The sequence below is a fragment of the Agromyces sp. NPDC058136 genome (assembly GCF_042884375.1).
Classification (GTDB): Bacteria; Actinomycetota; Actinomycetes; order Actinomycetales; family Microbacteriaceae; genus Agromyces.
Map to the genome: position 1 here is coordinate 247,971 of NZ_JBHVUA010000005.1, position 26,478 is coordinate 274,448.

Sequence of the window (26,478 nt, forward strand, 5' to 3'; positions counted from 1 at the left end):
CGGGCCGGCTACCCCCCGAACGGGGGATACGGCCCGGACGGCTCTGCGCAGCATGCTGGCGACATGACGGCGTCCGGCGACACCTCGGCTCCCAGCACCTCAGGCGTCTCGACGAGCACCGGCCCGCTCGACGCGGTGCACCGCGAGCAGTCGGCCAGACTGCTCGACCATCTCGTCGTGCACGGGCCGGCCACCCGCTCCGAGCTCGCGTCGGCGACGGGGCTCGGTCGCGGCACGATCGCTGGGCTCACCTCGCGCCTCCTCGACGCCGGGGTGCTCCGCCCCGGCGACGCCGCGGCGTCGGGCGACGGCCGGGCCGCGCCGCTCGCCCTCACCGCCGCCGACCGGGTGCTCGTCACCGCGATGCTCGCGCCCGACGAGGCGATCGCGACCGTCGCCACCCTGAGCGGGCACGAGATCGCGCGCTTCGTCGAACCGTTGACCGTGCCCGACGGCGGCGCGGCCGACCCGCTCGAGCTCCTCGCGATCGTCATCACCCGCGCCGTGGCCAAGGCGCAGCGCGCGGGGCATCCGATCGCCGAACTGACCGTGCTCGTCGACGGCGCCGTCGTCGGGCGCCCGGCCGTCGTCGTGACCGACGCGCGACTGGGCGCCGAACCGGTCGATGTGCTCGGCGCCCTTCGCCTGCTCGCGCCGAGCCTCGCCGAACTCGAGCCGCGCCTGTCCCTGCCGATCACGATGCAGCCGGCCGCGGCGGCCGCCGCGTACGCCGAGCACGCCGAGCTGCCGGGCATCGACGAGCTCCTGTACCTCGCGGGCGACGACGCCGTGACGGCCGCCGCGATCTCGGGCGGGCGACCGCTCGCGGGCGCGCACGGCCTCGCCGCGACGTTCGCGCACCTCCCGGTCGTTCCCGGCGGGGCGCGATGCCGCTGCGGACAGCTGGGCTGCCTCGCCACCGTCGCCTCCCCCGAGCTCGTGCTCGAACGCGCCGGGCTCGCCGAGTTCGCCGCGACGAACGGACGCGCCGCCGCCCTCGCCGAGCTCATCGCCCGGGTCGAGGCCGCCGACGACCGCGCCCGCTGGTCGTGGCTCGACGCCGCGCACTGGGTGGGTCGCGCGCTGCAGCTCGTCGTGCCGACGCTCGACCCGTCGGCCGTCATCGTCGGCGGGTACTGGGGGGTGCTGATCGACGACATCGAGGCCGCGTTCCGCGCGAACCGTCCGTCCATCGGCGGCGGGGCGCTCGAGGCGATCCCGACCCTGGCGCCCGCACGGCTCGGGCCGTGGGCGGCGTTCGCCGGCGCACGTCGTCAGGCGCGCGAGCGCCTCGTGGCCGAGCCGTCGCTGCTGGCCGGCTGAGCGGCTCGGCGCTCGCGCCCGAAACGACTCGCGATCCCCCATGCGGTGACATGGAGCATCGCCTCGACGACGATGCCGAGGCTCATCTTCGAGCGGCCGTGCTCGCGTTCGACGAAGGTCACCGGCACCTCGGTGATCGTGAGGCCCGCCTCGCGAGCGTGCCAGAGCATGTCGACCTGGAACCCGTAGCCGCGGGTGTGCACATCCTCGAGCGGAACCCGGCGCAGTGCGTCGGCGCGGAACACCCGGTACCCGGCGGTCACGTCGCGCGTCGGCAGCCGCAGCACCCAGCGGGCGTAGGCGCTGCCGCCGCGCGAGAGCAGCTGACGACGCCTCGGCCAGTTCTCGATCGCGCCGCCCGCGACCCAGCGCGAGCCGATCACGAGGTCGACGGGCTCGCCGGCGGGGTCGACGCCCGAGAGAGCGGCGAGCATCGCGGGCAGCTGCTCGGGCTGGTGCGAACCGTCGGCGTCCATCTGCACGATCGGGTCGTAGCCGTGCGAGAGTGCCCAGTCGAAGGCGGCGAGGTACGCCGCACCCAGCCCCTCCTTGCCTGCCCGGTGCAGCACGTTGACGGCGCTGTCGGCGGCGGCGAGCTCGTCGGCGAGCACCCCGGTGCCATCGGGCGAGGCGTCGTCGACGACGAGCACCGAGGCATCCGGAACCGCCGTGCGCACCCGGCCCACGATGGTGGCGAGGTTCTCACGTTCGTTGTACGTGGGGATCACCACGAGCGGTCGGGACATCCCTCGAATCGTAACCGCTCACGCCGGTCGCGCGCGCCGACTCAGCGCACCCCCGACATGAGCTTCAGCACGCCGCGGCTGCCGACGGCGAGCGCGAGGCCCAGCACGATCGCGATCGCCCCGAGCACGCCGAAGTAGGTCGCCTCGTTCACGAGCGTGTAGAACGCACCCAGCTGGCCCGCGATCGCGGTGCCGAGCGCGACCGACAGGAAGAACAGGGCGACCATCTGCGCGTGGAAGATCGACGGCGCGAGCTTCGTCGTGACCGAGAGCCCGACGGGCGAGAGCAGCAGTTCGGCGATCGTGAACACGAAGAGGATGAGCACCATCCAGAGCAGCGGCGTCGAGTTCGCACCGCCGTCGGCGAACGGCAGGAACAGCAGGAACGCTACACCCATGATCGCCGTGCCGAGGGCGAACTTGATCGGCGTCGAGGGCTGCCGGTCGCCGAGCTTCGTCCAGATCGCGGCGAACACGCCCGAGAGGACGATGATGAAGATCGGGTTGATCGACTGCACCCACGAGACGGGCATCGTCCATCCGAAGATCGTGCGGTCCAACTGCTCGTCGGAGTAGATCGTCAGCACCGTGAACTGCTGCTGGTACAGCGACCAGAACGCCACGCTCGCGATGAACAGCGGGATGAAGCCGTAGACCCGGCGGCGTTCGACGTGCTCGATGTGCTTGCTCGACAGGATCACCGCGAACATCGAGACCGCCGCGACGACGGTGCCCCCGATGACCCAGGTCACGAGGTTCTCGGCGGTGATGAGCCCGGTGAGCACGAGCACCGCGATCGCGATGACGGCGGCCACGGCGATCGCGATCGCGAGGCCGAACTTCGAGCGCGGCAGCGGGTGCGGCACGACGGATGCCTCAGGCGGGAGGCCCTTGCGACCGAACGAGTACTGCAGCAGGCCGAAGCCCATGCCGACCGCCGCGAGCCCGAAGCCCAGGTGGAACCCGAGCGCCGGCGGGTAGCCGTTCTCGGCGGTGAAGGTGTTCTGCAGCAACCCCGTGAGGATCGGCCCGAAGAACGCGCCGAGGTTGATGCCGAGGTAGAAGATCGAGAAGCCCGCGTCACGACGGGAGTCCTTCGCCGAGTACAGCGTGCCGACGACGGTCGTCGCGTTGGCCTTCAGCCCGCCCGAGCCGAATGCGACGAGCACGAGGCCGACGCCGACGCCCCAGAAGCCGGGCAGCAGGGCGAGGGCGATGTGCCCGGCCATGATGACGATGGCGCTCGCGAACAGCACCTTCTCGGAGCCGAGCAGGCGGTCGGCGATCCACGCCCCCAGCACGGTCGAGAGGTACACGGCTCCGCCGTACGCGCCGACGATGCCCGCCGCGACGGCCTTGTCCATGCCGAGGCCGCCCTCGGCGGCCGAGTAGTACAGGTACAGCAGCAGGATGCCCTGCATGCCGTAGAAGCTGAACCGCTCCCACATCTCCACCCCGAAGATGTGGACGAGCGGTCGAGGCTGCCCCAGGAAGCCGTGGTCTCCCCGGGTGTCGCGCTCTCCGCCGTCGGCCACGCCTGGCTCAGGCGGGCCGTACTCCCCCGGGGCCGGTTCTGTGACACTGCCCATGTCGGTCAAGCCTACCGGAGCCCCCTCCGGCGGCGACTCCCGGATCGTCAGTCGCGAACGATCCAGCCGCGCTCGGAGGCATGCCACCCGAGCTGCAGCCGACTCGACACCCCGGCGAGCTGCATGAGCCCGCCGACGCGCCGCTGCACGGTGCGCAGCCCCATGTCGAGGTGCTTCGCGATGCTCGCATCGGTGAATCCGCCGAGGAGGAGCGACATGATCTGGAGGTCCAGCGCGTCGAGACCGCTCTCGCCCTCGACCACCTCATCGGAGCCCGGACCGCCGAGCACGAGGGGCGTGGCATCCCGCCAGACCGACTCGAACAGACCCGACAGCGAGTCGACCAGCCCGCTGGCGTGGATCACGAGGGCGGCCGGCTCGGAGTCGTTGCCGCTGCCGTTCAGGGGCACCATCGCGAGGTTCCGGTCGGCGATCATGAGCTTCGACGGCACGCGATCGACCACCCGGACGACGACGTCGGGTCCGAGCGCGGCCGAGACCTCCGCGAAGTCCGCCGGCGAATCGAGCACGGCGCGTTCGACCACGACCCGGTACGAGACGCCGCGCGAGACGGCCACGCCTTCGGCTTCGTTGTCGGGGCCCGACACCGCCACCGAGTGCTCGGTCACGAACGACATGACCTCGCGCGCGGCGCCCAGGTGCAATTGCAGGAACCGCTGCGACACGGCCGCGGCGCCGACGACCACCTCGACGAGATCACGGGCGTCCGACTCGGCGGCCTCGGCGAGGTACTCCTCGGCGAGCGCGACCGCGGTCAGCTCGGCCTGCTCGAGCTCGATCCGCTGCTGGATGAGGAGCGGACGCAGTGCCACCCCCGGGGGCGCCGCCACCCAGCGCCCACCGGACTCGACCGAGGACTGCGTGGCCAGTCCGCTCTGCTCCAGCGCCCGCAGCCGCCGCCCGACCTCGCCCTCGCCCATGCCGAGTCGCCGATGCAGGTGGCCGACGTCGGCTGCGCCGAGCGCGAGCAGCAGTCGGTAGACGGCTTCCTCGCCATCGTCGAGCCCGATGGCTGACAGCATGCGAACACTCCTCGGCCGCGGATGTCTCAGGGTGGCGGGTAGCGGCCACGGCGTACTCCCGCCTGCCCCATTCTCCCGTTCGGGCCGCCGATTCTGCGAGCCTGACGGCCAAGCCCAGCAGACGCAAGCCGATCCGGCCGTCGTCGTGGGCTCCCCAGAAGGAAGGAAACCGATGCGCCCCATCTGGCGTAGCACCATCACCGCGGCCACTGCCGCCGTGCTGGTCGCAACCACCGCAAGCCCGTCCCATGCCGTCGAACCGAACGGAGCCGACGAGCAGCCCCCGATCGTCGGCAGCGCCGCCTGGCTCGGCAAGAAGGCCGAGCCGCCCGTCACGGTCACCCTGGTCAACGGCGACCGGGTCGTCGTAACCAACGGCAGCACCGTCGCGGTCCTCCCCCGCGAAGACGGCTCGCAGCCGCTCGTGGAGACCCGCCAGGTCGGCGACGACGTCTACGTCTATCCGGCCGACGTGGTCGAGGCGCTGGCCGCCGGCAAGCTCGACGAGGAGCTCTTCAACGTCACCGGCCTGGTGCGGCAGGGCTACGACGACGCTCACAGCGACTCGCTGCCGCTCATCGCGCAGTACGCCGATCCCGCTGCGGCGACGGTGACGCCCCGCGGCGCCGAGACCGGCGTCGTGCTCGCCTCGATCGGCAGCGCCGCGCTCAGCGCGGACAAGGCGACCGCCACGGACTTCTGGGCCGACCTCACCGCCCCCGAGAGCCGCTCAGCCGGCTCGATCGAGAAGCTCTGGCTCGACCGCAAGGTCGAAGCGACGCTCGACCAGTCGACCGCGCAGGTCAATGCGCCGGCAGCCTGGGCGGCCGGGCTCGAAGGTGCGGGCTCGACCGTCGCCGTCCTCGACACCGGCGCCGACGCCGAGCACCCCGACCTCCAGGGCCGCATCGTCGCGGGCGCTGACTTCACCGACTCGGGGTCGTGGAACGACGGCAACGGGCACGGCACCCATGTCGCCTCGACCGTCGGCGGCACCGGCGCGGCCAGCGACGGAGCGAAGCGCGGCGTCGCACCGCAGGCCGAGCTGTTCGTCGGCAAGGTCCTCTCCGACGCCGGCTCCGGCTCGACGTCCGGCATCATCGCGGGCATGGAGTGGGCCGTCGCACAGGGCGCCGACATCGTGTCGATGAGCCTCGGCAACTCCGGCCCGGCCGACGGCTGCGTCGACCCGATGGCGATGGCCGCCGAGTCCCTCTCGGCGAGCAGCGACAGCCTCTTCGTCGTCGCGGCCGGCAACGTCGGCCCCGGCAACAACACGATCTCCTCCCCCGGTTGCGCGCCGTCGGTGCTGACGGTCGGCGCGGTCGACCGCGACGACAGCACCGCGGTGTTCTCCAGCCGCGGGCCGATCGAGGGCACCCACGTGCTGAAGCCCGAGATCACGGCGCCCGGCGTCGGCATCTCCGCCGCGGCGAGCGGCGGACGCGGCCAGTACGCGTACCAGTCCATGTCCGGCACGTCCATGGCGACGCCGCACGTCTCGGGAGCGGCCGCGATCCTGAAGCAGCGCCACCCCGAGTGGGACGGCGAGCAGCTCAAGGCCGCCCTCGTGTCGTCGGCCGAGACCGACATCCCCGGCGACGTCCGCGAGACCGGCGGCGGCCGCCTCGACGTGATCGCGGCGGTGAACGAGACGGTGACCGGTGCACCAGCGCTGCAGGCGGGCACCTTCGACTGGCCGCACGCGAACGACGAGGCCGTCACGATCGACGTGCCGTACACGAACCTCTCGGACGCTGCGGTGACGCTGCGGCTCGAGGTCGAGGGGGTCACCGGCAACGACGGGTCGCCCGTGAAGGGCAAGCTCGCGACGCTCGAGCAGGACACCGTGACGATCGAACCGGGCGCGACGGCGACCGTGCCGCTGCGGGTGAACCCGGCGGCGAAGCTGGCCGCCGAACAGTACGGCGACGTCACCGGCCGGATCGTCGCCACCGGCGACGCCGACGTCTCGACGCCGTTCTCGCTGTACGTGCAGCCCGAGACCGTGCGCGTGACCGTCAAGGTCATCGACCGCAACGGCAACCCCGCGAGCGGCGCGTCGTCGCTCGACATCGTCAACATCGACACGAGCAGCGGCAGTCGCCGGGCCAACGGCGGCGCAGGGGAACACGTCGTCGAGGTCCGCCCCGGGCGCTACTTCGTCTCGAGCTTCGTCGCCACCCCCGATGCCGAGGGCACCACGAAGCTCGTCGACTCGGTCAGCTACCTGGCACGGCCCGAGCTCAAGATCTCGGAGGACACGACCGTCGTGCTCGACGCCCGCGACGCCGAGCGCATCACCGTGAAGACCGATCGTCCCAGTGAGACCCGGGCCATGAGCCTCGCCTTCGTGCGCAGCTGGGACGACACGTGGCGCCACTCGGGCACGCTCACCGCGACCTCCACCGTGAACGCGGTCTACGCCGACGTGCAGGGCAGGGCGCGCGACGGCGAGTTCGAGTTCCGGCACTTCTGGCGCAACGCCGCACCGCTCATCGACGATCTGTCGGTGGTCGGCGGCGACGAGCTGCACCCGACTCCGGCGAGCTACTCCGCGAACAACCTCTCGGGAACGGGACGACTGCCCGTCGCCGACGCGGGCAACGGCACCGCCGCCGAACTCGCGACTGCCGACGTCGCCGGGAAGATCGCACTCGTGCGCATCGCCGACGGCGCCACTTCGGTCCAGGCCGCGGTGTCCGCAGCGCACGCGGCGGGAGCGAAGGCCGTGCTGGCCTTCCACGCCGCGACCGGGCGCTGGCAGCCCAAGACCGGCGCGGGCGCCCAGCTGCCGGCGTACGCGATTCCGTCCGAAGAGGCCGCTGCGCTGCAGGCCCGGCTCGCTGCCGGCCCGGTCGAGCTGCAGTGGGACTTCACCGCGTCGAGCCCGTTCGTCTACAACCTCGCGTTCAGCCAGGACACCCCGTTCACCGATGCCAAGCAGTTCGTCGTACGCGACAAGAAGCTCGGGCGAACCGAGGCCACCTACCAGGCGATGGGCGCGGCGGTCGAGCGTCTCGACATGGCCTCCGCGGTCGACGCCGCCGGCTACGGCGTCTCGGTGGGTTCGTTCCAGCCGGTGCAGGCGCCTTCGACCCGCACCGAGCTCTACACGGCCGCCGGTGGCGTCCGGTGGCAGTCGGCCGTGCTCGGGTACTTCCCGTTCGGCGAGGTGATGCTCGATGAACTGCGCGGGTACGAACCGGGCAGCGTGCGCTCCGACAGCTGGTACGACGGGGTCGTCAGCCCCTCCGCCATGGAGTCGTACACGGGCGAGGTGATGCTGGCCGCCGAGCGACAGGGCAACCTGATCGGCTTCGCGAGCGGCATGTGGGCCGACGGTTCCGGTCATTGGGCCGGCCAGGGTTCGTTCGGCGACATCGGCAACCTCAAGCTGCGTCGGAACGGCGAGGAGATCGGGCGATCGATCTACACCTCCGACGTGTTCGAGGTCCCCGCCGACGACGCGGAGTACGAGCTGGAGCTGTACACCCAGAAGATCGGCGGCCAGCTGGCGACCTGGCAGCGCTCCACCGAGGTGACGACGGTCTGGAAGTTCCGCTCCCAGCTCGACGAGAACGTCCACTCGCAGGGCCTGGCGGTCATGTTCCCCCGCGTCGACCTCCCCGAGGACGGGATGAAGACGCTCGCGGCGAAGGCCGGGCAGGAACTGCAGCTGAGCGTCACCGGTCACGCGGGCTACACGCCCGGCACGATCACGAGCGCGAACCTCGCCACCTCCACCGACGGGGTGACCTGGGTCGACGCCCCGACCGCCGAGAAGGACGGCGAGTGGGTCGCCGTCGTCGACCACTCCGGTGCATCCGGCCGGCCGGTGAGCGTTCGCGTGACGATCACCGACAGCAACGGCAACTCGGTGACGCAGACCGTGGTCCGGGCGTACGACGTGCGCTGATCACCGCTGCGCCCGACGGGACGGCCCTGCGGCCGCTCGGACTCTCGAGTCCGGGCGGCCGCGGGGCCGTTCGTTCGTCGGGCGGCGCGCGCCCACTCCCCCCGCGAGAAACGGGGGCCAGCCCCCGTTCGCCCGCGCGGCGGCATGGCTAGCATCGCTCGTGGGCGGCGGTTTCCGCCCACCGGCGAATGGGGAAGACGATGTCTCGGATGAAGCGCACAGCACGGGCGGGCGCGATCGTCGCGGTCGCGACGACGGCGGCGCTGGCGATGGGCGGATGCGCCTGGCTCGCCCCGCTCGAACAGTTCAGCGACGACACGGCTCTCGACGCGCAGGTGCAGGCGATCGAGATCGAGCACCCCGAGGGCAGCATCACGATCACCGGCAGCGCCGGCACCACGGGCGTCTCCGTCTCGCGAACCGTGTCGTACCGCGGCGAGCGCGAGATCGACGAGACGTTCGAGATGCAGGGCGAGACGCTCGTGCTCGGCGGCTGCGGCCGCAACTGCTCGGTCGACTACACCGTCGAAGTGCCCGCGGGTGTCGAGGTACGCGGGGCGACCTCGAACGGCGCGATCACCCTCACCGGTGTCGGCGACGTCGAGGTCGAGACGTCGAACGGGCGCATCGAGCTCGACGACGTCACGGGCTCCGTCGAGGCGAGCACCTCGAACGGGCGCATCGAAGGCCGCGGTCTCGCGGGCGACGGCATCTCGGCCGAGACCTCGAACGGCGGCATCGAGCTGCGACTGTCGGTGCCGCAGCGCGTCGAGGCGCACACCTCGAACGGCTCGATCGACCTCGCCGTGCCGAACGCAGAGGGCGGCTACCGGGTCGAGACCGACACGTCGAACGGCTCGGTCGACGTCGACATCGACGACCTCGCCGACGGGGAGTTCGTGCTCGACCTCTCGACCTCGAACGGGTCGATCCGCGTCGGGCGGGCGACGGGCGGTTCGGGCGACTGAGCGCTCAGCCGTTGCGGGCGTCGCGCCAGGCGAGCCAGCGCTTCACCGGCCCGAGGTCGTAGTCGGGCCCGTCGACGCCGATCGTGAAGAGCCGCACGCCCGCGTCGAAGAGGGCATCGGCGTGCTCGACGTCGAGCCCGTGGCGGTCGAGCTCGTTCGAGATCGTGATCTCCGTGACATCCCGCCCGACCTCGTCGCCCCAGCGACGCAGCACGTCGAGCTTGTGCGCGATCTCCTCGGGCGCGACGAAGGAGTGCCAGATGTCGGCGTGCTTCGCGACGATCCGCAGGGTCTTCTGCTCGCCCTTGCCGCCGATCATGACGGGGATGGGCCGGGTCGGCGCCGGGTTGAGCTTCCCCCAGCGGGCCTCGATGCGGGGCAGCGCCTCGGCGAGCGCGTCGAGCCGCGACCCGCGGGTGCCGAACTCGTAGCCGTACTCCGCGTAGTCGCGCTCGAACCAGCCGGCGCCCGTGCCGAACACGAAGCGCCCCACGCCCGTGCCCTTCGCCGAGATGTGGTCGAGGGTACGGGCCATGTCGGCCTGCAGGTCGGCGTTGCGGTACGAGTTGCAGTTCACGAGCGTGCCGAACTCGATGCGCTCGGTCTGCTCGGCCCAGGCGCCGAGCATCGTCCACGCCTCGAAGTGCCGGCCCTCGCGGTCGCCGTGGAGCGGGAAGAAGTGGTCCCAGTTGAAGACGAGGTCGGCCCCGAGCTCTTCGAGCCGCAGCACGGCGTCGCGGATCGCGCCGTACTCGGCATGCTCGGGCTGCAACTGCACGCCGAGGCGCACGCGGTCGTCGTAGGGCATGCGGACAGCCTATGGCTGGCAGCGGGTCGGTCGAGTAGCGGAGCGTATCGAGACAATGAGGACCATGGCCTCGATACGCGCTTCGCGCTACTCGACCGGCCGGCTCACTCCTTGAGGTCGAGCATCGGCGTCGGGCGGCGGAAGCCGCGCGTCACGATCGCGAGGATGATCACGCCGACAGCGAGCCACGAGAGGCCGATGATGAACGTGCGGCCCGAGAGACTCGTCCACAGCCACACCGTCAGCGCGAAGCCGATGAGCGGCAGCACGAGGTTGTTGAGCACCGCGAGGCCCGAGCGCTCGCGGCCGTCGATGAAGTAGTGCTTGATCACCGAGAGGTTCACGACCGAGAACGCGATGAGCGCGCCGAAGCTGATCATCTCGCTGAGCAGCATGAGGTCGAACACGAGCGCGAGCATCGAGATCGCCGAGACGATGAGCACCGCGATGACGGGCGTTCCGAAGCGCTTGCTGAGGCGGCCGAACACCGAGCGCGGCAGCACGCCGTCGCGCCCCATCGCGAAGAGGATGCGGGCGACCGAGGCCTGCGAGGTGAGCGCCGAGCCGGTCGCACCGGCGACGTAGCCCGCGATGAACAGCGTCGACAGCCATTCGCCTCCCGCGGCGGCCACGACATCGAGGCCCGCCGAGTCGACGTCGGTGAACGCGTTCGACGGGAACACGAGCTGCGCGGCGTACGAGATGACGATGAAGATCGCCCCGGCCGTGAGCGTCGTGATCATGATCGCGCGCGGCACGCTGCGCTTCGCGTCCTTCGCTTCCTCGGCGAGCGTGGAGACCGAGTCGAAGCCGAGGAACGAGAGGCAGAGGATCGCGGCTCCGGCGAACAGCGCGCCGAAGCCCTCGACGGTGCCGTCGCCCGTGAACGGCAGCAGCGGGTCGACCGCGTTGCCGGCGGCCGTCGAGAATGCGAGCGCGAGGAACACGACGATGAAGATCGTCTGCACGGCGATGATGACGAGGTTCGTGCGGTTCACCGAGACGATGCCGACGACGTTGAGCACCGTCACGAGGGCGATCGCCGCGACGACGAACACCCACGCGGGGATGCCGGGGAACGACGCCGACAGGTAGATGCCGAGCACGAGGTAGTTGATCATCGGCAGGAACAGGTAGTCGAGCAGCAGAGCCCAGCCCGACAGGAACCCGACGGCCCCGCCGAAGCTGCGCTGCGTGTACACGTACGCAGAACCTGCGTACGGGTAGGCGACCGACATGCGCGCGTACGAGCGGGCGGTGAACACCATCGCGACGAGCGTGATGAGGTACGCGAGGGGCACGCGCCCGCCGGTGAGCTGGGTGACGATGCCGTAGGTCGTGAACACGGTGAGCGGCACCATGTAGACGAGCCCGAACAGCACGAGCGAGGGGGTGCCGAGCACCCGCTTGAAGCGGCCCTGGGTCACCTGCGCGGTGGCCTCGGTCGGGGTGATCAGCGGTTCGGGGGTTCTGGGACGGGACATGGACGGGGGGATCCTTTCGTGGTGCGCGGCTACATTGCGGCGCGGTATCGGGGACTTCCTGCGAGATAGGTGGCGATGACGGGGAGGCCGGCGAGCTCGCCGGCCTGCACCTCGCGCGGGTCGCGCGCGAGGTGCACGAGGTCGGCGCTCGCACCGGGTTCGATGCGACCCCATGGGGTGGATGCCTCGTCGGCGAACGCCTGGTGGGCGACGGAGGTCGAGTACGCGTCGAGGGCGCGGGCGACCGGCAGGATCTCGCCGGGAGTCCACCCGCCGGCGGGCACGCCCTCCGCGGTCTGCCGCGACACGGCGATCGCGAGGCCGTCGAGCGGCGCGCCGGAGCTCACGGGCCAGTCGGAGCCGAAGGAGAGCACGGCGCCCGAGTCGTCGAGGGTGCGCATGCGGTACTGCCGGTCGGCGCGCTCCTGCCCGAGGCGGGGCACGGTGAGCACGGTCATGAGCCCGTCGAGCTGCGCCCACAGCGGCTGCATGCAGGCGATGACGCCGAGTTCGGCGAAGCGGGCGAGGTCGGCGTCGTCGACGAGCTGGGCGTGCGCGATGACGGGGCGCCGGTCGCGGGGGCCGTTCACGTCCATCGCGCGTTCGATCGCGTCGAGGGCCTGCCGGACGGCGGCGTCGCCGATCGCGTGGATGTGCACCTGGAACCCGGCCGCGTCGACCGCCCGCACGGCTTCGGCGAGGTCGTCGCCCGGCCACACGGTCATGCCGAGCTTGCGGTCGCCGTGGTCGTGGAGGCCGGTGCAGTAGGGCTCGAGCAGCGCGCCCGTCTCGGACTCGATGACCCCGTCGGCGAAGAACTTCACGGTGTTGGCGGTGAGCATCGGCGAGCCCAGCTCCTCGACGCGGCGGCGCGACGCGCGCATGACGGGCAGCTGCGCGGCGAAGCGGCGCGGGTCGGCGTAGAGCGCGAGGTTGAATCGCACGGGCAGGATGCCACGCGCCGCCGCGTCGACGTAGCTGTCGACGTCGCCCGGTTCCACCCAGGCGTCCTGCACCCAGGTGACGCCCTGCGCGAGGTAGTACTCCCCCGCACGCTGGAGGGCGCGCAGGCGCTCCTCGGCGGGCCGCACGCCGGCGGCGTCGAGGATGAGGTCGACGGCGCCCCACTCGCGCAGGGTGCCGAGCGGGCTGCCGTCGGCGCGGCGGGTGATCTCGCCGAGCACGGGCTCGGGGGTGTCGGCGTCGATGCCGGCGAGCTCGAGGGCCCGCGAGTTCACCCACACCGTGTGGTAGTCGTAGGCGCGCAGCACGACGGGGCGGTCGGCGACGGCGGCGTCGAGCCAGCGCGCGTCGAAGAGCCCCTCCTCGACGAGGCTCGGGTCGTAGGAGGCGCCGATGATCCACTCGTGGTCGGGGTGGGTCGCGGCGTAGTCGGCGACCGCGGCGACGATCTCGTCGACGGTGCGGCAGTCGCGCACGGCGGGGCCTTCGGCCTCGAGGCCGCCGAAGAGCGGGTGGGCGTGCCCGTCGCCGAACGAGGGCATGAGGAACCCGCCGTCGAGGTCGACCGCCTCGACGGGGCCGTTCTGGAGTGCGGCGTCGGCCGCGGCATCCGCCTCGTCGTCGAACGCGACGATCGCGCCGTCCTGCACGAACAGGGTGTGCGCCGTGGGCGCGCCCTCGCCGCGCCAGATCGTTCCGCCGGAGAAATGGGTCGTCGTCATGCTTCGTTGCCTTCGTGGACCGCCGGGTCGAATGACCGCGACGTTGCGAACAATGTTCGTACGAACACTGTTCGTACCGAGTGGTGTGAGGCTACACTCTCGGCAGGGCTGACGGAAGAGGCGGGGAGGATCCGATGGCGACGATCAATCGCGAACAGCTCGTCACCGCCGCCCTCGCGATCATCGACGAGCAGGGCAGCGACGCCCTCACCATGCGCACACTCGCCGCCCGCGTGGACCGACAGGTCTCCTCGCTCTACAACCACGTCGGCAGCCGCGACGAGCTCATCGAGCACGTGCGCGCCCGCATCGTCGCCGGCATCGACGCCTCCGCCTTCGCCGACGAACCGTGGGACGTCGCGCTCGAGGCGTGGGCGCGCTCCTACCTCACCGCGTTCGCCGCCCACCCGAACGTCATCCGCCTCCTCGCGACGACCCCCATCCGCGACCGCTCGACCCTCGCGTTCTACGACCGCGTCATCGGCGCCCTCGTCGAAGCCGGGTGGCCGCTGCGCGACGCGGTCGCCGTCATGCGCACCGTCGAAGCGCACGTGCTCGGCTCGGCGCTCGACATCGAGGCCCCAGGCGACCTCCTCGACCAGGCCACGGTGCCCGCCGAGCTCACGACCTTGCACGCCGCCCTCGACCCCCGCTTCACCGCCTCGACGAACGCGACGGCCGCCTTCGAACTCGGCATCCGAGCCCTCCTCGACGGCCTCCGCACGCAGCACGCCGCACGAATCCCGCGCGCAAGGGTGTAACAGCGCAAAGAACCCGCATACACTCCCAGAATGGACAACCTCGATCGCGCCATTCTCGACCTGCTCCGGCAGAATTCCCGGGCCGGGTACGGCGACATCGGTTCGTCCGTCGGGCTCAGCGCCTCCGCGGTGAAGCGACGCGTCGACCGGCTCGTCGCCGACGGCGTCATCCGCTCCTTCACGATCCAGGTCGACCCCACCGTCGACGGCATGTCGACCGAGGCGTACGTCGAACTGTTCTGCCGCGGCACCGTCGCCCCCGACGAGCTCAAGCGCATCCTGCAGGACGTGCCCGAGGTCGTCTACGCCGGCACCGTGACCGGCAGCGCCGACGCGATCGTGCAGATCCGCGCCCGCGACATCGCCTCGCTCGAAGACGCCCTCGAACGCGTCCGCATCGCGCCCAACGTCGACCACACGCGCAGCGCGATCGTGCTGTCGCGCCTCGTCAACCGGCACCGCGACTGAGCGTTCGCATGGATGCCACGGGCTTCGGCCTCTCGATCGACCCGGCCTCGGCCGTCCCGCCCTTCGAGCAGCTGCGCGGCGCCGTCATCGCCGCGGTCGCCGACGGCCGGCTCGCCCCCGGCTCCAAGCTCCCGACCGTGCGCGGCCTCGCCGACGAACTCGGGCTCGCGGTGAACACCGTCGCGAAGGCGTACAAGGCACTCGAGGCCGACGGCGTCCTCGAGGGGCGCGGGCGCAACGGCACGTTCGTCGCCGAGCACGGCGACCCGGGCGAGCGGCGGCTGCAGCAGGCCGCGGCCGACTACGCGGCGCTCTCCCGCAGGCTCGGGGTCGAGGCATCCGCCGCCCGCGCGATCGTGAACGCGGCCCTCGACGCCGACTGACTCGACTCGATCGCCCGGCGGCGTCGAGGCGCCTGCCCTACTCGGCGACCGGGATCGGCTGCTTCGGGAGCTTCCGCACCTTCGCCCGGCGACGCCGGCGCTCGGGGATCATCGAGCGCATCTCCTCCAGCTTGCCGAAGCACAGCAGGCGGTCGTCGGCCTCGAGCACGACGCCCTTGCGCGGGTTCGGGATGACGGTCGTGCCGCGGTGCAGGGTGAGCACCGTGATGTCGCGCTCCCACAGCCCCGACTCGCCGAGGGTCTTGCCGACGAGGTCGGCGTTGCCGTGCACGAGCAGCTCGGCGACGCCGTACCCGGTCGAGACCGTGAGCCGCTGGCGCACGTCGATCTCGGGGAACGCGACCTGGTTCGCCATGTAGTCGATGATGGCGCCCGCGACATCCAGGTTCGTGGCCGTCTCGATGCCCTGCAGGCCCGGCGAGGAGTTGACCTCCATCACCAGCGGGCCGTCGTTGCCCTCGAGCATGTCGACGCCCGCGACCTTGAGGCCCATGATCTGCGCCGAGCGCACGGCCGCGAGCTCGTACTCGGGGGTGAGCTCGACCGGCTCGACGCTGCCGCCGCGGTGCACGTTCGAGCGGAACTCGTCGCCGTTCGCAACGCGGCGCATCGCGGCGACGACGCGGTCGCCGACGACGAGGGCACGGATGTCACGACCGCGGCTCTCGGCGATGAACTTCTGGATGAGCACGTTCTGCTTCGTCGAGTGCAGCGTCTCGATGATCGCCTCGGCGACCTTCACCTGCGGGGCGAGGATGACGCCGATGCCCTGCGTGCCCTCGAGCAGCTTGATGACGACGGGCGCCCCGCCGACCTGCTCGATCGCGGGCCGCACGTCGGCGCGGTTGCGCACGAACGCCGTCGGCGGCAGCGCGATGTTGTGGCGCGAAAGGATCTGGTTCGCGCGCAGCTTGTCGCGCGCGTTCGAGATGCCGTTCGCCGTGTTCGGCGTGTACACGTCCATCTGCTCGAACTGGCGCACCACGGCCGTGCCGAAGTAGGTGATCGAGTTGCCGATGCGCGGCAGGATCGCGTCGTAGTCGGAGAGCGGACGCCCGCGGAACTGCAGGTCGGGCTCGGGCCCCGAGAGGTCGATCGCGAAGCGCAGGGTGTTGAGCACCTTCACCTGATGACCGCGCTGGAGCGCGGCGGCGCGCAGTCGCTGAGTCGAGTACGCCTGCGGCGCGCGCGAGAGGATCGCGAGTTTCATCGGTGGAGCCCTGCCAAGATGGTCGAGTGAACGCGGAATCCCATTCAAGCACCATCGCCGGGTGGCGCGAATGGGTGAGCCTGCCGAATGCCGGCGTCCCCTGGATCAAGGCGAAGCTCGACACGGGTGCGCGCACCTCGTCGCTGCACGCCTTCGACGTCGAAGAACTGCCCGGCCCGTCGGATGCCTCGGGCGGGTCGTCGCTCGGCCGCGTGCGTTTCGGCATCCGCCCCTGGCAGGAGAGCGACGACGACGCAGTCGTCGTCGAACTGCCCGTGCACGACCGGCGCCAGGTGCGGTCGTCGTCGGGCCACACCGAGGAGCGCATCGTCGTGCTCCTCGACCTCGTGCTGCAGGAGCGCACCGTGACCGCCGAGGTCACGCTGACGAACCGCGACGAGATGGGGTTCCGCATGCTCATCGGCCGCGAGGCCCTGCGGCAGGGGTTCGTCGTCGACTCGGCCCAGTCGTTCGTCGGCGGGCGCGCGCCCCGTGGCATCCGCCGTCGCAATCGCGGGCGCGAGTAGCCGGGTGCGCCCCCTCGACTCACGCGAGTCGCCAGAAAGCGCTGCAACCTCGCCGCTGAAGAGCACTTCTCGGCGACTCGGCGTCGTCGGGCGGATGCTGCGCAGCCCGCTCGTGTGGGCGGCGCTGTGCTTCGCGCTGACCGTGCCGTGGTTCGTCACCGGGCAGGGCATGGAGTTCGTGCCGTACGTGCTGATGCTCGTCGGCGGGTGGCTGTGCGGGTTCTCGTTCGTGAACCTGACGTTCCGCATGACGCCCGAGCGCAACGGGGTGATCGTGCATGTGATCGGCGCGGTCGTGGCGGGGGCGCTCGTCTGGTTGATGGTCGACGTCGGTCAGCCGCTGCTCGAGACCGCACCCGAGCCGATCAAGATCGCGTTCATCATCGCGCAGTTCGCCACCATCCCCGCCGCCGGGTGGATCTGGCTCGGCCTCATCCATCGCATCACCTGGGCGGTCGGGCGCCCCTCGAAGAAGCGGCCCGCACGGGTCACTCCTGAATGGGTGCGCGCCGAGACCGGTCGCGGCTCGGAGGTGCGCTTCACGGCGGTGCCGATGACGATGCGCGCCCTCACGACCGCGATCGTGCTGATCGTCGCGGTGGTGGGCGCCATCGCCGTCGTCGCACTCATCGCCCTCGACGACTACATCATGCAGCTCGGTCCGCGCTTCGCGATCTTCGTCGTCGGCGTCGTGCTCGCGCTGCCCGCGTACGTCATCTACATGGCGATCGTGCAGCGGCGCACGCTCGACTGCACGATCGGGTTCGGCGACGACCGGCTGTGGCTGCGTACGAGCTCGGGCGCCGCGACGGCGACCGAGCCGTCGGCGACCGTCGTGAAGTTCGACCAGCTCGACGAGCTCGTCTGGCGCTGCCGCAGCGACTACGCCCGCATCGAGCTGCGCGGCGCGAACCTCGACCTCTCGCTCATCACGGGCATCTCGAAGAGCAGGCCGGGATTCACCTCCGAACTGCCCGAGCTGCCGAGGCGCGTGCGCGGGCGGCTCGTCGACCTCGGGTTCGAGCTCGACCGGTCCAAGCGCGACGAGGTGCTGACGTTCCGCCGCGCCACGACGCCGTCGGCAGAGCCGGCGGCGTAGCGCTCAACAGGATGAGCCGGCCGGCACCCGCGGCTGCGGGCGTGCCGACCGGCTCATCCTGATCACGTGATTCGCACCGAGCAAACAGCGGTCTCGAGACGGCTGCTCCTCCGTCGCGGCCTCCTCGACCGACGGACTGGGCTCAGATCACCCCGTCCGACAGGGTCGTCGGGTTGCCGAAGCGGTGGTTCGTGATCGAGATCGCCTGCTCGTGCAGGAACGGCAGCAGCTCGACCCGACCCGACGGCGTCACGGCGTGCGACCACACCGCCACGTCGGGCGTGCCGCCGAGTGCCGAGGCGAGCGCCGAGGCATCCCCGCCGACGAGGCGCACGCGGCTCGCGCCGCCGAGCGCGACCGCACGGCCCGCGCGCACCCGCTCGAGCCACGCCGCGTCGCCCTCGCGGGCGACCCGGATGTCGCGGGCGGCGAGCAGCGTGCGCACGCCCTTCGGCAGTTCGACGGCCGACGAGACGGTGAACGCCGACTTCGCGAGGAGACCCGCGGCGATGACGCGGAGCCCCTCGGCGAGCGTCGCCTGCTCGCCGATGCGCACGGCCACCGGCAGCGAACGGTAGCGGAAGAGGTTGCGCTCGACGCCGACGCCCGAGACGTCCTTCACGGTGCCGTACTCCTCGGCCCAGGCGACCTCGTCGCTGAGCGCCGAACGGCGCAGCACGTCGAACGACTCGTAGTCGAGCGCCGACTGCGACGCCTCGATGAGGTCGCTGACGCGTCGCTCGAGTCCGCGCAGGTGCAGCGAGCTCGACGAGGTGCCGCTCGACGGCACCCAGTCGCCGAGGCCGAACAGGTAGTTCGGGCCGCCGGCCTTGGCGCCCGCGCCGACGGCGGAGCGCTTCCACCCGCCGAAGGGCTGGCGTTCGACGATCGCGCCGGTGATACCGCGGTTGACGTAGAGGTTGCCCGCCTCGACCTTGTCGAGCCAGGTCGCGAGCTCCTCGGCGTCGAGCGAGTGCAGACCCGCGGTGAGGCCGTAGTCGACGGCGTTCTGCAGGCGGATCGCCTCGTCGAGATCCTTCGCGTGCATGATGCCGAGCACGGGGCCGAAGAACTCGGTGAGGTGGAAGTACGAGCCTGGTGCGACGCCCGCGCGCACGCCGGGCGACCACAGCTTGCCGCTGCCGTCGAGCGGCTTGGGCTCGACGAGCCACTCCTCGCCGATGCCGAGCTGGGTGAGGGCGTGCAGCAGCTTGCCGTTCGCGGGCTCGATGATCGGGCCCATCTGGCTCTGCGCGTCGGCCGGGTAGCCGACCCGCAGCGAGGTGGCCGCGTCGACGAGCTGGCGGTGGAACCGCTCGGACTTCGCGACGGAGCCGACGAGGATCACGAGCGAGGCTGCCGAGCACTTCTGGCCCGCGTGCCCGAAGGCGCTCTTCACGACGTCGGAGGCGGCGAGGTCGAGGTCGGCCGACGGCGTCACGATGATCGCGTTCTTGCCGCTCGTCTCGGCGAGCAGGGGCAGGTCTTCGCGGAACGAGCGGAACAGCTCGGCCGTCTCGTAGGCGCCGGTGAGGATGACGCGGTCGACCGCGGGGTGCGAGACGAGCTGCTTGCCGAGCTCGCGTTCGCCGATGTCGACGAGGGCGAGGAGGTCGCGCGGGATGCCCGCCTCCCACAGCGCCTCGACCATGACGGCACCCGAACGCTGCGCGAGCTTCGCGGGCTTGATGACGACGCCCGACCCGGCTGCGAGCGCGGCGAGCACACCGCCGGCGGGGATCGCGACGGGGAAGTTCCACGGCGGGGTCACGACGGTCAGCTTCGACGGCACGAACGTCGCGCCCTGCACGTGGTCGAGCTCGCGGGCGCGCTCGGCGTAGTAGTGGGCGAAGTCGATGGCCTCGCTGATCTCGGGGTCGGCCTCGGCGATGGTCTTGCCGGTCTCGGCCGCCATCACCTCGATGAGGCGGTCGCGGTTCGCGGCGAGCGCGAGGCCCGCACGGTGCAGCACGGCGGCGCGCTCGGCGCCGGGCAGTTCGCCCCACACCTTGCCGCGGGCGGCGGCGGTCTCGATGATGCGCTCGAGGGTGCCGAGGTCGTCGACGCGGGCGGCGGCGATCGTGTCGAAGCCGAGCTGCGTGTCGGGCACCCGGGCGAGGATGCGGCGACCCCACTCGCGGTTCGCCGCGAGCGCCGGGTCGGTGTCGGGTTCGTTGCTGAAGCCGGGCGTGACGCCGGGCCCCGCGGGCGCGGCCGGCGGGACGGCGTCGGCCGTCTCGGCGAACTCGGATGCCACGTCGTCGCTCAGCTGGGTTCCCGACGAGCCGCGCGTGATGCCGAGCACGACGCTCGTGAGCGAGGCGTCCTCGCCGTGCTCTGCGCCGGGCGCCGGGGCGGCCGACACGGCGCCCGCTGCGGCGGCGAGCGCGTCGCCGTCCCACTCGGTGCGGCGGTTCTGCGTGCGGTTCGGCGCCGGCACCGTGGCATCCGGCTCGCCCAGCAGCGCCTTGAGCGAACGCTCGTAGCGTGCGCGCTCGCGCTCGAACAGGGCCTCGTTCGCGGCGAGCTCGAACACGGCCGACATGAAGTTGTCCTGGCTGGCGTTCTCCTCCAGGCGGCGGATCAGGTAGGCGATCGCGACGTCGAACTCGGTGGGGTTCACGACGGGCGTGTAGAGGAGGAGGTTGCCGACGTCGCCGCGCACGGCCTCGGCCTGACCGGTCGCCATGCCGAGCAGCATCTCGAACTCGACCTGGCGCTCGACGCCGCGCTCGCGTGCGGTGAGCCAGGCGTGGGCGACGTCGAAGAGGTTGTGGCCGGCGACGCCGAGCTTCACGGCGTGCGTGCGCTCGGGGGTCATCGACCAGTCGAGCACGCGCTTGTAGTTCGTGTCGCTGTCCTGCTTGGTCGAGTAGGTCGCGACGGGCCAGCCGTGCACGGCGGCGTCGACGTGCTCCATGGCGAGGTTCGCGCCCTTCACGACGCGCACCTTGATCGGGGCGCCGCCGCCCGCGCGACGCGCGGTCGCCCAGGTGGTGAGCTCCTGCATCGCGCCGAGCGCGTCGGGCAGGTAGGTCTGCAGCACGATGCCCGCCTCGAGCCCGCGCAGCTGCGGCTGGTCGAGGAGGGTCGTGAACACCGCGATGGTGAGGTCGAGGTCGCGGTACTCCTCCATGTCGAGGTTGATGAACTTCGACTTGCCGCGCGCCTCGCTCGCCGCAGCGAGCTCGTAGAGGGGGGTGAGCTTCGCGACGACCTTCGCGACGGCCTCGTCGAACGACCACATCGAGAGCTGGCTGACGACCGACGACACCTTGATGGAGACGTAGTCGACGTCGTCGCGGGCGAGGAACTCGAAGGTGCCCGAGAGGCGGCGGTCGGCCTCCTGCTCGCCGAGCACGGCCTCACCGAGGAGGTTGAGGTTCAGGCGGTTGCCCGACTCGCGGAGCTTCGCGATCGCCGGGCCGAGCTTCTCGGGCGTCGCGTCGAGCACGAGGTGGCCGACCATGGCGCGCAGCACCCGGCGCGCGATCGGGATGACGACCCAGGGCAGCACGGGCGCGACGACACCGCCGACGCGGATCGCGGCCTTCAGGTACCAGGGCAGGAACTTCGGGGTGAGCTTCGCGACCTGCTCGAGGTTGCGGCCGGCGACGCCGAGGTCTTCGGGGCGCATGACGCCGTCGACGAAGCCGACGGTGAACGCGAGTCCGTTCGGGTCCTTCAGCACGCCGGCGAGGCGCTCGGCGGCGGGCTCGACCGGGTATTTCGCGCTCTCTTCGAGCCAGCGGCGCACGAGGGCGACGACGTGATCGGTATCCGGCCGGGCATCGGTGGCGGCGTTCGACATGGTCACGAGGGTAGTGTCCTTCTCTTCGAGCGCGCCGGGGGTTCGCGCGCGTCGGATCAAGTGTGCGCCCGAGGCATCCATTCGGTACAGCGAATGATTCTGATGAATACTGTTCAGGGAAACCGAACGTTTTCGCGATCGGTGAAGCGGATGCCACGGAGGCCCCCAATGCTCGACGTCAGACGCCTGCGGCTGCTCGTCGAGCTGAGCCGTCGCGGCACGCTCACGGCGGTCGCCGAGGCGCTCTCGTACAGCCCCTCCTCGGTGTCGCAGCAGCTCGCCCTCCTCGAGCGCGAAGCCGGCGTGCCGCTGCTCGTGCAGGTCGGTCGGCGGGTGCAGCTCACCCCGCAGGCGCTCGTGCTCGTCGAGCACGGCCGGGCGATCCTCGACCGGCTCGAAGAGGCGGAGGCCGAGGTCGCGCGCTCCCTCACCGCGGTCGGCGGAACCGTGCGCATCGCCGTGTTCCAGTCGGCGGCGCACGCCGTCGTGCCGCAGGCGCTCACCCTGCTGCGCGCCGAGCACCCCGCCCTGCGGGTCGAGGTCACCGAACGCGAGCCCGAGGTCGGCCTCTTCGAGGTCGCCGCCCGCGACTTCGACCTCGTCGTCGCCGAGCAGTACCCCGGCCACACCAGATCGCACCGCGAGGAGCTCGACCGGGTGCACCTCGCCGCCGACGCGATCCGCCTCGCGCTGCCGCCGCACCCGGTCTCGCGCCCGACGAACCTCGCGCAGGCGGCCGGACTGCCGTGGGTGCTCGAACCCGAGGGCACCGCCTCGCGGGAGTGGGCCGAGCAGCTGTGCCGCGAAGCGGGCTTCGAACCCGATGTGCGCTTCGAGACCGCCGACCTCATGGCGCACATCCGGCTCATCCGCTCGGGCAACGCGGTCGGGCTGCTGCCCGACCTGGTGTGGGCGGGCGAGGCGCCGAGCGTCCGGCTCGTCGACCTACCGGGGCATCCCGAGCGCGAGGTGTTCACCTCGACGAGGCAGGCCGCCGCGACCCGGCCCGCCGTCGTCGCCTGCCGCGACGCGCTCGCCCGCGCGGCGCGGGCGACGGCGACGCCCTCGTCGGCGGCGGCATCTTGAGCCTCGCCCTGTTCGGGGCATGGCGTCGCGCGCCGCATCGCAGTAGTCTCGCGAACATGACCATTCGGGGGAAGGTCGCACGTGGCGCCGGTGCTGCGGCGAGCGCTGCGGCGCTGCTGCTCGCGCTGACCGGCTGCCTCGGCGAAGAAGGTTCCGTCCAGGGCGGCTCGATCGATCCGACCGGCACGTGGGGCGACGCCGACGACAGTGAAGCCCCGTCGCTCACGCTCGAGGACGACGGCAGCTTCAGCGGCACCGACGGCTGCAACCAGCTGACCGGCACGTGGACGGTCGACGAGTCCGACCACATCCACTTCGACGACGCGGCGATGACGCTCAAGGCGTGCGACGGCGTCGACACCTGGCTGTCGGGGCTCGACCAGGCCACGATCGCCGACCACACCATGACCGTGCTCGGTTCGGACGGCGTCGAGATCGGCACGCTCGAGTCGACGGACAGCGTCGAGACCGGCGACGACGAGTGAGCGAACGGGCCAGCACTCGCGGCACGACCGGGTCTCCGCGGGGCAGGCGGGCGCTGCGAGCGGTGGGTGCGGGTTCGTTCACCGCCGCGATGCTCGTGCTTGCCGCGGCCTGCGCGAGCCCCGGCCCCTCGGCCACTCCCCCGGCGAGCGTTCCCGCGACGACTCCGTCGCCGCTGCCCGTCTCGCCCGTGGCCGTCGGCACGTGGGGCGACACGAACGACACGACCTCGCCGTCGCTCTCGCTCGCCGGCGACGGCACCCTCGCCGGCACCGACGGCTGCAACCGCCTCACGGGCCGGTGGGAGGACGAGGGCGGCGGCCGCATCGAATTCGACGACGTGGCATCCACCCGCATGGCGTGCGCGGGCGTCGACACCTGGCTCTCGGCCCTCGACGAGGCGATGATCGACGGCGACACGATGACGGTGCTCGGCGACGACGACGTCGTGATCGGCACGCTGCCCCGTACCGGCTGAATCGCCGACGGTCAGCGGCGGCCGCGCCGCGTCACGCCTCGAGCATGGCGGCGAGCCTCGCGGCCATCGCCACGGGCTCCCAGCTGTGCCACGCGCCCGCGAGCTCCTCGCTGGCTCCGCGCGGGGCCGCGGCGGCGATCGCGTCGGCGGCCGAGGCCATGCCGGGGAACGTCTCGGTGCCGACCACGGCGAGCACGGGCACCTCCAGCGCGCCGAGTGAGGCGGCGGCGCCCTCGGCTTCGACTTCGGCGAGCGCGGTGCCGTCGGGGACCCAGCTCTGCACGAGCCCGGGATAGTCGGGCGACTGCGCGAGCTGCTCGAGCCACTCGGGCGGCATGTCGACCATGTAGGCGGCGACGGCCTGCTCGAGCTCTCCGGCCTCGAGGTGCCGTTCGACCTCGGCCCACCAGGCGGGGGCGCCGTCGGCGAACTGGCCGAGCGGCGCCTCCCAGAGCGTGAGGCCCGCGAGCCGCTCGACGCGCGAGGCTGCGAGCATGGCGATGGCGCACCCCGAGGAGTGCCCGACGAGCACGACCGGGCCGCCCGCCGTTTCGGCGAGCGCGGCGATCGCGTCGAGTTCGCGCTCGAGCGGGATCGGCCCGGCCGCGACCGATTCACCGCGGCCGACCCGGTCGTGCACGAGCGCCTGGAACCCCCGCTCGGCGAGCAGCCGAGCCGTTGCGGTGGTCACCGGGTCGTCGGCGCGCGTCGGCCCGGCCCCGGCGATGAACAGCGCCGCGGGTGCGCCTGCCGCACCGTGGCGGTCGAACACGACGCGGTCGCCCGCGGCCGTCACGAGTGCGGCCCCGATCTCGAGTGCTGTGGTCTGCGACATGATTCCACCCAGTTTCTAGACCTCATAGTCTTATTTCGAATATAGACTCATCGGTATGATGTTGCAAGGAGGTCTTCAGATGCGCCCGAGTTCACTGCAGAAGCGCGAGGCCGCCCTCCTCGCCGCCGAGCGGCAGTTCCTGTCGACGGGGTACGAGTCCGTGACGATGGACTCCATCGCGAAGGAGTGCGGCGTCGCCAAGCAGACGCTGTACAGCCACTTCGGCAGCAAGCGTGCGCTCTTCCTCGAGCTCGTCACGACGAAGACGGTCGCAGCGCGACGGGCAGTGCCTGCGCCGCCCGCATTCGACCCGGCGGCCGACCCCCGCCCGATGCTGCGATCGCTGCTCATCGCACAGCTCGACGCCGTCATGACGCCGACCGTGCTCGGACTCCGCCGCCTCGTGATCGGCGAGCTGACCCGCTCCCCCGAACTCGCGGAGGCGCTCTACGAGCAGGGCCCCAAACGCGGCATCGACAAGCTCGCGACGCTCATCGCCGAGCTCCGCGACGCGGGCGCGGTGCGGGTCGACGACCCCGAGCGAGCCGCCGCGCAGCTGAACTGGCTGGTCATGGGCGAGCCGGTCAACCGGGCGATGCTGCTCGGCGACGACGCGATCCCGACGCCCGACGAGATCGAGGCGCAGGTCGACAGCGCCCTCGACGTCTTCTTCGCGGCGTTCGGCGCAGGCAGCGGCGCAGGCGCCTAAGCCCGGGCGGCCGCCGAGAACCGTTCGGCTTGCGCCGCGAGGAACTCCCGCAGCTCGGGCGAGCCCTCGACGCGATAGGCGACGCCCGCGGGCAGCCACATGAGCGCCATGCCGAGCGCCTCGACCGATTCGGCCTCGATCGGCCATGCGCAGCGGGTCGCGTCGACCGGTTCGACCTCGCGGCCGTACCAGCCGAGGTGCTCGACGAGCTCGGCCTGCGGCAGCTCGACGACGATGCGGGCGCGGATGCTGCGGCGCCGGTACCGCACCGCGCGCTCGACCCGCTCGCGCGCGTCCTCGTCGCTCAGCTCCTGCGGGTCGAAACGCACCCGCGTCGAGAACACCTCGCTGATGCGGTCGAGCCGGAAGGTGCGCCAGTCGAGTCGCTCGCGGTCCCACGCGAGAAGGTACCAGCGGCGTGCGACGGGCACGAGCCGATACGGCTCGACGATGCGGGCCGAGGGCGCGCCCGTGGCATCCGTGTACTTGAAGCGGAGACGTTCGCTGTCTCGGCAGGCGAGCGCGAGGACGGCGAGGAGCTCGGTGTCGACCTCGGGGGCGGGGCGGCCGGACCGGTTCCAGGATCCGCCCGCGCCGACGGCGGCGTGCGACTGCAGCGCCTCGATGCGGCGGCGCAGCGCGGGCGGCAGCACCTGCTCGATCTTCGCGAGCGCCGAGATCGTCGTGTGCTCGGCTCCGCGGAGCCCCGCGGTCGCCTGCGAGCGGAGCCCGAGCGCGATCGCGACGCCCTCGTCGTCGCTCAGCAGCAGCGGCGGCAGGCCGGTGCCCGCCTCGAGCCGGTAGCCGCCGGCGCTGCCGCGCAGCGACTCGATGCCGTACCCGAGCTCGCGAAGACGCTCGACGTCGCGCCGCAGGGTGCGCTCGCTCACGCCGAGTCGATCGGTGAGCTCGCGCGCGCCCCAGTGCCGATGGCTCTGCAGGAGCGAGAGCAGTTCGAGGGTTCTCGAGGTGGTTGCGGCCATGTTCCGATTCTCTCGCGAATCCGGTCAGAAAGTGACCGGATGCCTCGAGATGCTGGTCT

General features: G+C 71.7%; 22 protein-coding genes. 12 read left to right on the forward strand and 10 right to left on the reverse strand.

What is annotated here, in order from left to right; translation table 11 throughout:
* The first annotated feature begins 63 nt into the window (after window positions 1–63).
* On the forward strand, window positions 64–1,323 hold the full coding sequence (locus tag ACFVTX_RS15315; RefSeq protein WP_386901565.1) for an ROK family protein: 1,260 nt from the start codon (window positions 64–66) through the stop codon (window positions 1,321–1,323).
* Here ACFVTX_RS15315 and ACFVTX_RS15320 read toward each other — a convergent pair.
* Genes ACFVTX_RS15320 through ACFVTX_RS15330 form a run of 3 tightly spaced genes read right to left on the reverse strand, consistent with a single transcriptional unit; the run spans window position 1,275 to window position 4,701 of the window.
* On the reverse strand, window positions 1,275–2,069 hold the full coding sequence (locus tag ACFVTX_RS15320) for a polyprenol monophosphomannose synthase (protein ID WP_386901566.1): 795 nt from the start codon (window positions 2,067–2,069) through the stop codon (window positions 1,275–1,277). The genes ACFVTX_RS15315 and ACFVTX_RS15320 overlap by 49 nt on opposite strands.
* A 41-nt stretch (window positions 2,070–2,110) precedes the next feature.
* Window positions 2,111–3,658 carry a peptide MFS transporter gene (locus tag ACFVTX_RS15325; protein ID WP_386901567.1) on the reverse strand — a complete coding sequence of 516 codons (1,548 nt, stop codon included), beginning with the start codon at window positions 3,656–3,658 and terminating at the stop codon, window positions 2,111–2,113.
* Between the two features lie 47 nt (window positions 3,659–3,705).
* A complete protein-coding gene (locus ACFVTX_RS15330) occupies window positions 3,706–4,701 on the reverse strand; it encodes a helix-turn-helix transcriptional regulator (protein ID WP_386901569.1) in 996 nt (331 codons plus the stop codon).
* A gap of 172 nt (window positions 4,702–4,873) precedes the next feature.
* Between ACFVTX_RS15330 and ACFVTX_RS15335 the strand changes: the two genes are divergently transcribed.
* Both ACFVTX_RS15335 and ACFVTX_RS15340 read left to right on the forward strand, forming a co-directional pair.
* Window positions 4,874–8,620: a S8 family serine peptidase gene (locus ACFVTX_RS15335; protein ID WP_386901571.1), complete on the forward strand. Its 3,747-nt coding sequence runs from the start codon at window positions 4,874–4,876 to the stop codon at window positions 8,618–8,620.
* A gap of 209 nt (window positions 8,621–8,829) precedes the next feature.
* Window positions 8,830–9,588 carry a DUF4097 domain-containing protein gene (locus ACFVTX_RS15340; RefSeq protein WP_386901572.1) on the forward strand — a complete coding sequence of 253 codons (759 nt, stop codon included), beginning with the start codon at window positions 8,830–8,832 and terminating at the stop codon, window positions 9,586–9,588.
* A 4-nt stretch (window positions 9,589–9,592) separates the two neighbouring features.
* Here ACFVTX_RS15340 and ACFVTX_RS15345 read toward each other — a convergent pair whose 3' ends face one another.
* The 3 genes from ACFVTX_RS15345 to ACFVTX_RS15355 form a co-directional block, all read right to left on the reverse strand.
* On the reverse strand, window positions 9,593–10,396 hold the full coding sequence (locus ACFVTX_RS15345) for an LLM class F420-dependent oxidoreductase (protein ID WP_386901573.1): 804 nt from the start codon (window positions 10,394–10,396) through the stop codon (window positions 9,593–9,595).
* A 104-nt stretch (window positions 10,397–10,500) separates the two neighbouring features.
* Window positions 10,501–11,880, reverse strand: a complete 1,380-nt coding sequence (locus ACFVTX_RS15350; protein WP_386901575.1) for an APC family permease — start codon at window positions 11,878–11,880, stop codon at window positions 10,501–10,503.
* A gap of 29 nt (window positions 11,881–11,909) precedes the next feature.
* Entirely contained in the window at window positions 11,910–13,565 is a 1,656-nt protein-coding gene (locus ACFVTX_RS15355; protein ID WP_386901577.1) for an amidohydrolase, read from the reverse strand.
* Window positions 13,566–13,699: 134 nt separating this feature from the next.
* Here ACFVTX_RS15355 and ACFVTX_RS15360 point away from each other — a divergent pair, with 134 nt between their 5' ends.
* The 3 genes from ACFVTX_RS15360 to ACFVTX_RS15370 are packed head-to-tail and all read left to right on the forward strand — an operon-like array spanning window position 13,700 to window position 15,177.
* Window positions 13,700–14,326 carry a TetR/AcrR family transcriptional regulator C-terminal domain-containing protein gene (locus ACFVTX_RS15360; protein ID WP_386901579.1) on the forward strand — a complete coding sequence of 209 codons (627 nt, stop codon included), beginning with the start codon at window positions 13,700–13,702 and terminating at the stop codon, window positions 14,324–14,326.
* Window positions 14,327–14,356: 30 nt separating this feature from the next.
* Window positions 14,357–14,794 carry an Lrp/AsnC family transcriptional regulator gene (locus tag ACFVTX_RS15365; protein WP_386901580.1) on the forward strand — a complete coding sequence of 146 codons (438 nt, stop codon included), beginning with the start codon at window positions 14,357–14,359 and terminating at the stop codon, window positions 14,792–14,794.
* Window positions 14,795–14,802: 8 nt separating this feature from the next.
* Complete coding sequence (locus ACFVTX_RS15370; protein WP_386901582.1) at window positions 14,803–15,177, forward strand: GntR family transcriptional regulator; 375 nt, start codon at window positions 14,803–14,805, stop codon at window positions 15,175–15,177.
* 37 nt (window positions 15,178–15,214) lie between these two features.
* On the opposite strand, the gene ACFVTX_RS15375 is transcribed toward ACFVTX_RS15370, so the two are convergent.
* Window positions 15,215–16,408: a RimK family alpha-L-glutamate ligase gene (locus ACFVTX_RS15375; RefSeq protein ID WP_386901583.1), complete on the reverse strand. Its 1,194-nt coding sequence runs from the start codon at window positions 16,406–16,408 to the stop codon at window positions 15,215–15,217.
* A 26-nt stretch (window positions 16,409–16,434) separates the two neighbouring features.
* On the opposite strand from ACFVTX_RS15375, the gene ACFVTX_RS15380 reads away from it, so the two are divergent.
* Both ACFVTX_RS15380 and ACFVTX_RS15385 read left to right on the forward strand, forming a co-directional pair.
* A complete protein-coding gene (locus ACFVTX_RS15380; protein WP_386901585.1) occupies window positions 16,435–16,935 on the forward strand; it encodes an ATP-dependent zinc protease in 501 nt (166 codons plus the stop codon).
* Between the two features lie 94 nt (window positions 16,936–17,029).
* Entirely contained in the window at window positions 17,030–18,034 is a 1,005-nt protein-coding gene (locus tag ACFVTX_RS15385) for a hypothetical protein (RefSeq protein ID WP_386901587.1), read from the forward strand.
* A gap of 142 nt (window positions 18,035–18,176) precedes the next feature.
* Here ACFVTX_RS15385 and ACFVTX_RS15390 read toward each other — a convergent pair whose 3' ends face one another.
* A complete protein-coding gene (locus ACFVTX_RS15390; protein WP_386901588.1) occupies window positions 18,177–21,845 on the reverse strand; it encodes a proline dehydrogenase family protein in 3,669 nt (1,222 codons plus the stop codon).
* A 168-nt stretch (window positions 21,846–22,013) separates the two neighbouring features.
* On the opposite strand from ACFVTX_RS15390, the gene ACFVTX_RS15395 reads away from it, so the two are divergent.
* The 3 genes from ACFVTX_RS15395 to ACFVTX_RS15405 all read left to right on the forward strand — a co-directional run bounded on the left by ACFVTX_RS15395 (window position 22,014) and on the right by ACFVTX_RS15405 (window position 23,892).
* Window positions 22,014–22,931 carry a LysR family transcriptional regulator gene (locus ACFVTX_RS15395; RefSeq protein WP_386901590.1) on the forward strand — a complete coding sequence of 306 codons (918 nt, stop codon included), beginning with the start codon at window positions 22,014–22,016 and terminating at the stop codon, window positions 22,929–22,931.
* A gap of 56 nt (window positions 22,932–22,987) precedes the next feature.
* On the forward strand, window positions 22,988–23,416 hold the full coding sequence (locus tag ACFVTX_RS15400; protein ID WP_386901592.1) for an META domain-containing protein: 429 nt from the start codon (window positions 22,988–22,990) through the stop codon (window positions 23,414–23,416).
* 89 nt (window positions 23,417–23,505) lie between these two features.
* Entirely contained in the window at window positions 23,506–23,892 is a 387-nt protein-coding gene (locus ACFVTX_RS15405) for an META domain-containing protein (protein ID WP_386901594.1), read from the forward strand.
* Between the two features lie 31 nt (window positions 23,893–23,923).
* On the opposite strand, the gene ACFVTX_RS15410 is transcribed toward ACFVTX_RS15405, so the two are convergent.
* Window positions 23,924–24,727: an alpha/beta fold hydrolase gene (locus tag ACFVTX_RS15410; RefSeq protein ID WP_386901596.1), complete on the reverse strand. Its 804-nt coding sequence runs from the start codon at window positions 24,725–24,727 to the stop codon at window positions 23,924–23,926.
* A 79-nt stretch (window positions 24,728–24,806) separates the two neighbouring features.
* Between ACFVTX_RS15410 and ACFVTX_RS15415 the strand changes: the two genes are divergently transcribed.
* Window positions 24,807–25,436 (forward strand): TetR/AcrR family transcriptional regulator, encoded by a 630-nt coding sequence (locus tag ACFVTX_RS15415; protein WP_386901598.1) that lies wholly within the window; start codon window positions 24,807–24,809, stop codon window positions 25,434–25,436.
* Here ACFVTX_RS15415 and ACFVTX_RS15420 read toward each other — a convergent pair.
* On the reverse strand, window positions 25,433–26,419 hold the full coding sequence (locus ACFVTX_RS15420; RefSeq protein ID WP_386901599.1) for a helix-turn-helix transcriptional regulator: 987 nt from the start codon (window positions 26,417–26,419) through the stop codon (window positions 25,433–25,435). The genes ACFVTX_RS15415 and ACFVTX_RS15420 overlap by 4 nt on opposite strands.
* Window positions 26,420–26,478 lie beyond the last annotated feature (59 nt).

Excerpts from the sequence above, each read along its gene's own strand:
- ACFVTX_RS15315 (WP_386901565.1), top strand. The coding sequence starts at position 64 with ATGACGGCGTCCGGCGACACCTCGGCTCCCAGCACCTCAGGCGTCTCG.
- ACFVTX_RS15320 (WP_386901566.1), bottom strand. The coding sequence starts at position 2,069 with ATGTCCCGACCGCTCGTGGTGATCCCCACGTACAACGAACGTGAGAAC.
- ACFVTX_RS15325 (WP_386901567.1), bottom strand. The coding sequence starts at position 3,658 with ATGGGCAGTGTCACAGAACCGGCCCCGGGGGAGTACGGCCCGCCTGAG.
- ACFVTX_RS15330 (WP_386901569.1), bottom strand. The coding sequence starts at position 4,701 with ATGCTGTCAGCCATCGGGCTCGACGATGGCGAGGAAGCCGTCTACCGA.
- ACFVTX_RS15335 (WP_386901571.1), top strand. The coding sequence starts at position 4,874 with ATGCGCCCCATCTGGCGTAGCACCATCACCGCGGCCACTGCCGCCGTG.
- ACFVTX_RS15340 (WP_386901572.1), top strand. The coding sequence starts at position 8,830 with ATGAAGCGCACAGCACGGGCGGGCGCGATCGTCGCGGTCGCGACGACG.
- ACFVTX_RS15345 (WP_386901573.1), bottom strand. The coding sequence starts at position 10,396 with ATGCCCTACGACGACCGCGTGCGCCTCGGCGTGCAGTTGCAGCCCGAG.
- ACFVTX_RS15350 (WP_386901575.1), bottom strand. The coding sequence starts at position 11,880 with ATGTCCCGTCCCAGAACCCCCGAACCGCTGATCACCCCGACCGAGGCC.
- ACFVTX_RS15355 (WP_386901577.1), bottom strand. The coding sequence starts at position 13,565 with ATGACGACGACCCATTTCTCCGGCGGAACGATCTGGCGCGGCGAGGGC.
- ACFVTX_RS15360 (WP_386901579.1), top strand. The coding sequence starts at position 13,700 with ATGGCGACGATCAATCGCGAACAGCTCGTCACCGCCGCCCTCGCGATC.
- ACFVTX_RS15365 (WP_386901580.1), top strand. The coding sequence starts at position 14,357 with ATGGACAACCTCGATCGCGCCATTCTCGACCTGCTCCGGCAGAATTCC.
- ACFVTX_RS15370 (WP_386901582.1), top strand. The coding sequence starts at position 14,803 with ATGGATGCCACGGGCTTCGGCCTCTCGATCGACCCGGCCTCGGCCGTC.
- ACFVTX_RS15375 (WP_386901583.1), bottom strand. The coding sequence starts at position 16,408 with ATGAAACTCGCGATCCTCTCGCGCGCGCCGCAGGCGTACTCGACTCAG.
- ACFVTX_RS15385 (WP_386901587.1), top strand. The coding sequence starts at position 17,030 with ATGCTGCGCAGCCCGCTCGTGTGGGCGGCGCTGTGCTTCGCGCTGACC.
- ACFVTX_RS15390 (WP_386901588.1), bottom strand. The coding sequence starts at position 21,845 with ATGTCGAACGCCGCCACCGATGCCCGGCCGGATACCGATCACGTCGTC.
- ACFVTX_RS15395 (WP_386901590.1), top strand. The coding sequence starts at position 22,014 with ATGCTCGACGTCAGACGCCTGCGGCTGCTCGTCGAGCTGAGCCGTCGC.
- ACFVTX_RS15400 (WP_386901592.1), top strand. The coding sequence starts at position 22,988 with ATGACCATTCGGGGGAAGGTCGCACGTGGCGCCGGTGCTGCGGCGAGC.
- ACFVTX_RS15405 (WP_386901594.1), top strand. The coding sequence starts at position 23,506 with ATGCTCGTGCTTGCCGCGGCCTGCGCGAGCCCCGGCCCCTCGGCCACT.
- ACFVTX_RS15410 (WP_386901596.1), bottom strand. The coding sequence starts at position 24,727 with ATGTCGCAGACCACAGCACTCGAGATCGGGGCCGCACTCGTGACGGCC.
- ACFVTX_RS15415 (WP_386901598.1), top strand. The coding sequence starts at position 24,807 with ATGCGCCCGAGTTCACTGCAGAAGCGCGAGGCCGCCCTCCTCGCCGCC.
- ACFVTX_RS15420 (WP_386901599.1), bottom strand. The coding sequence starts at position 26,419 with ATGGCCGCAACCACCTCGAGAACCCTCGAACTGCTCTCGCTCCTGCAG.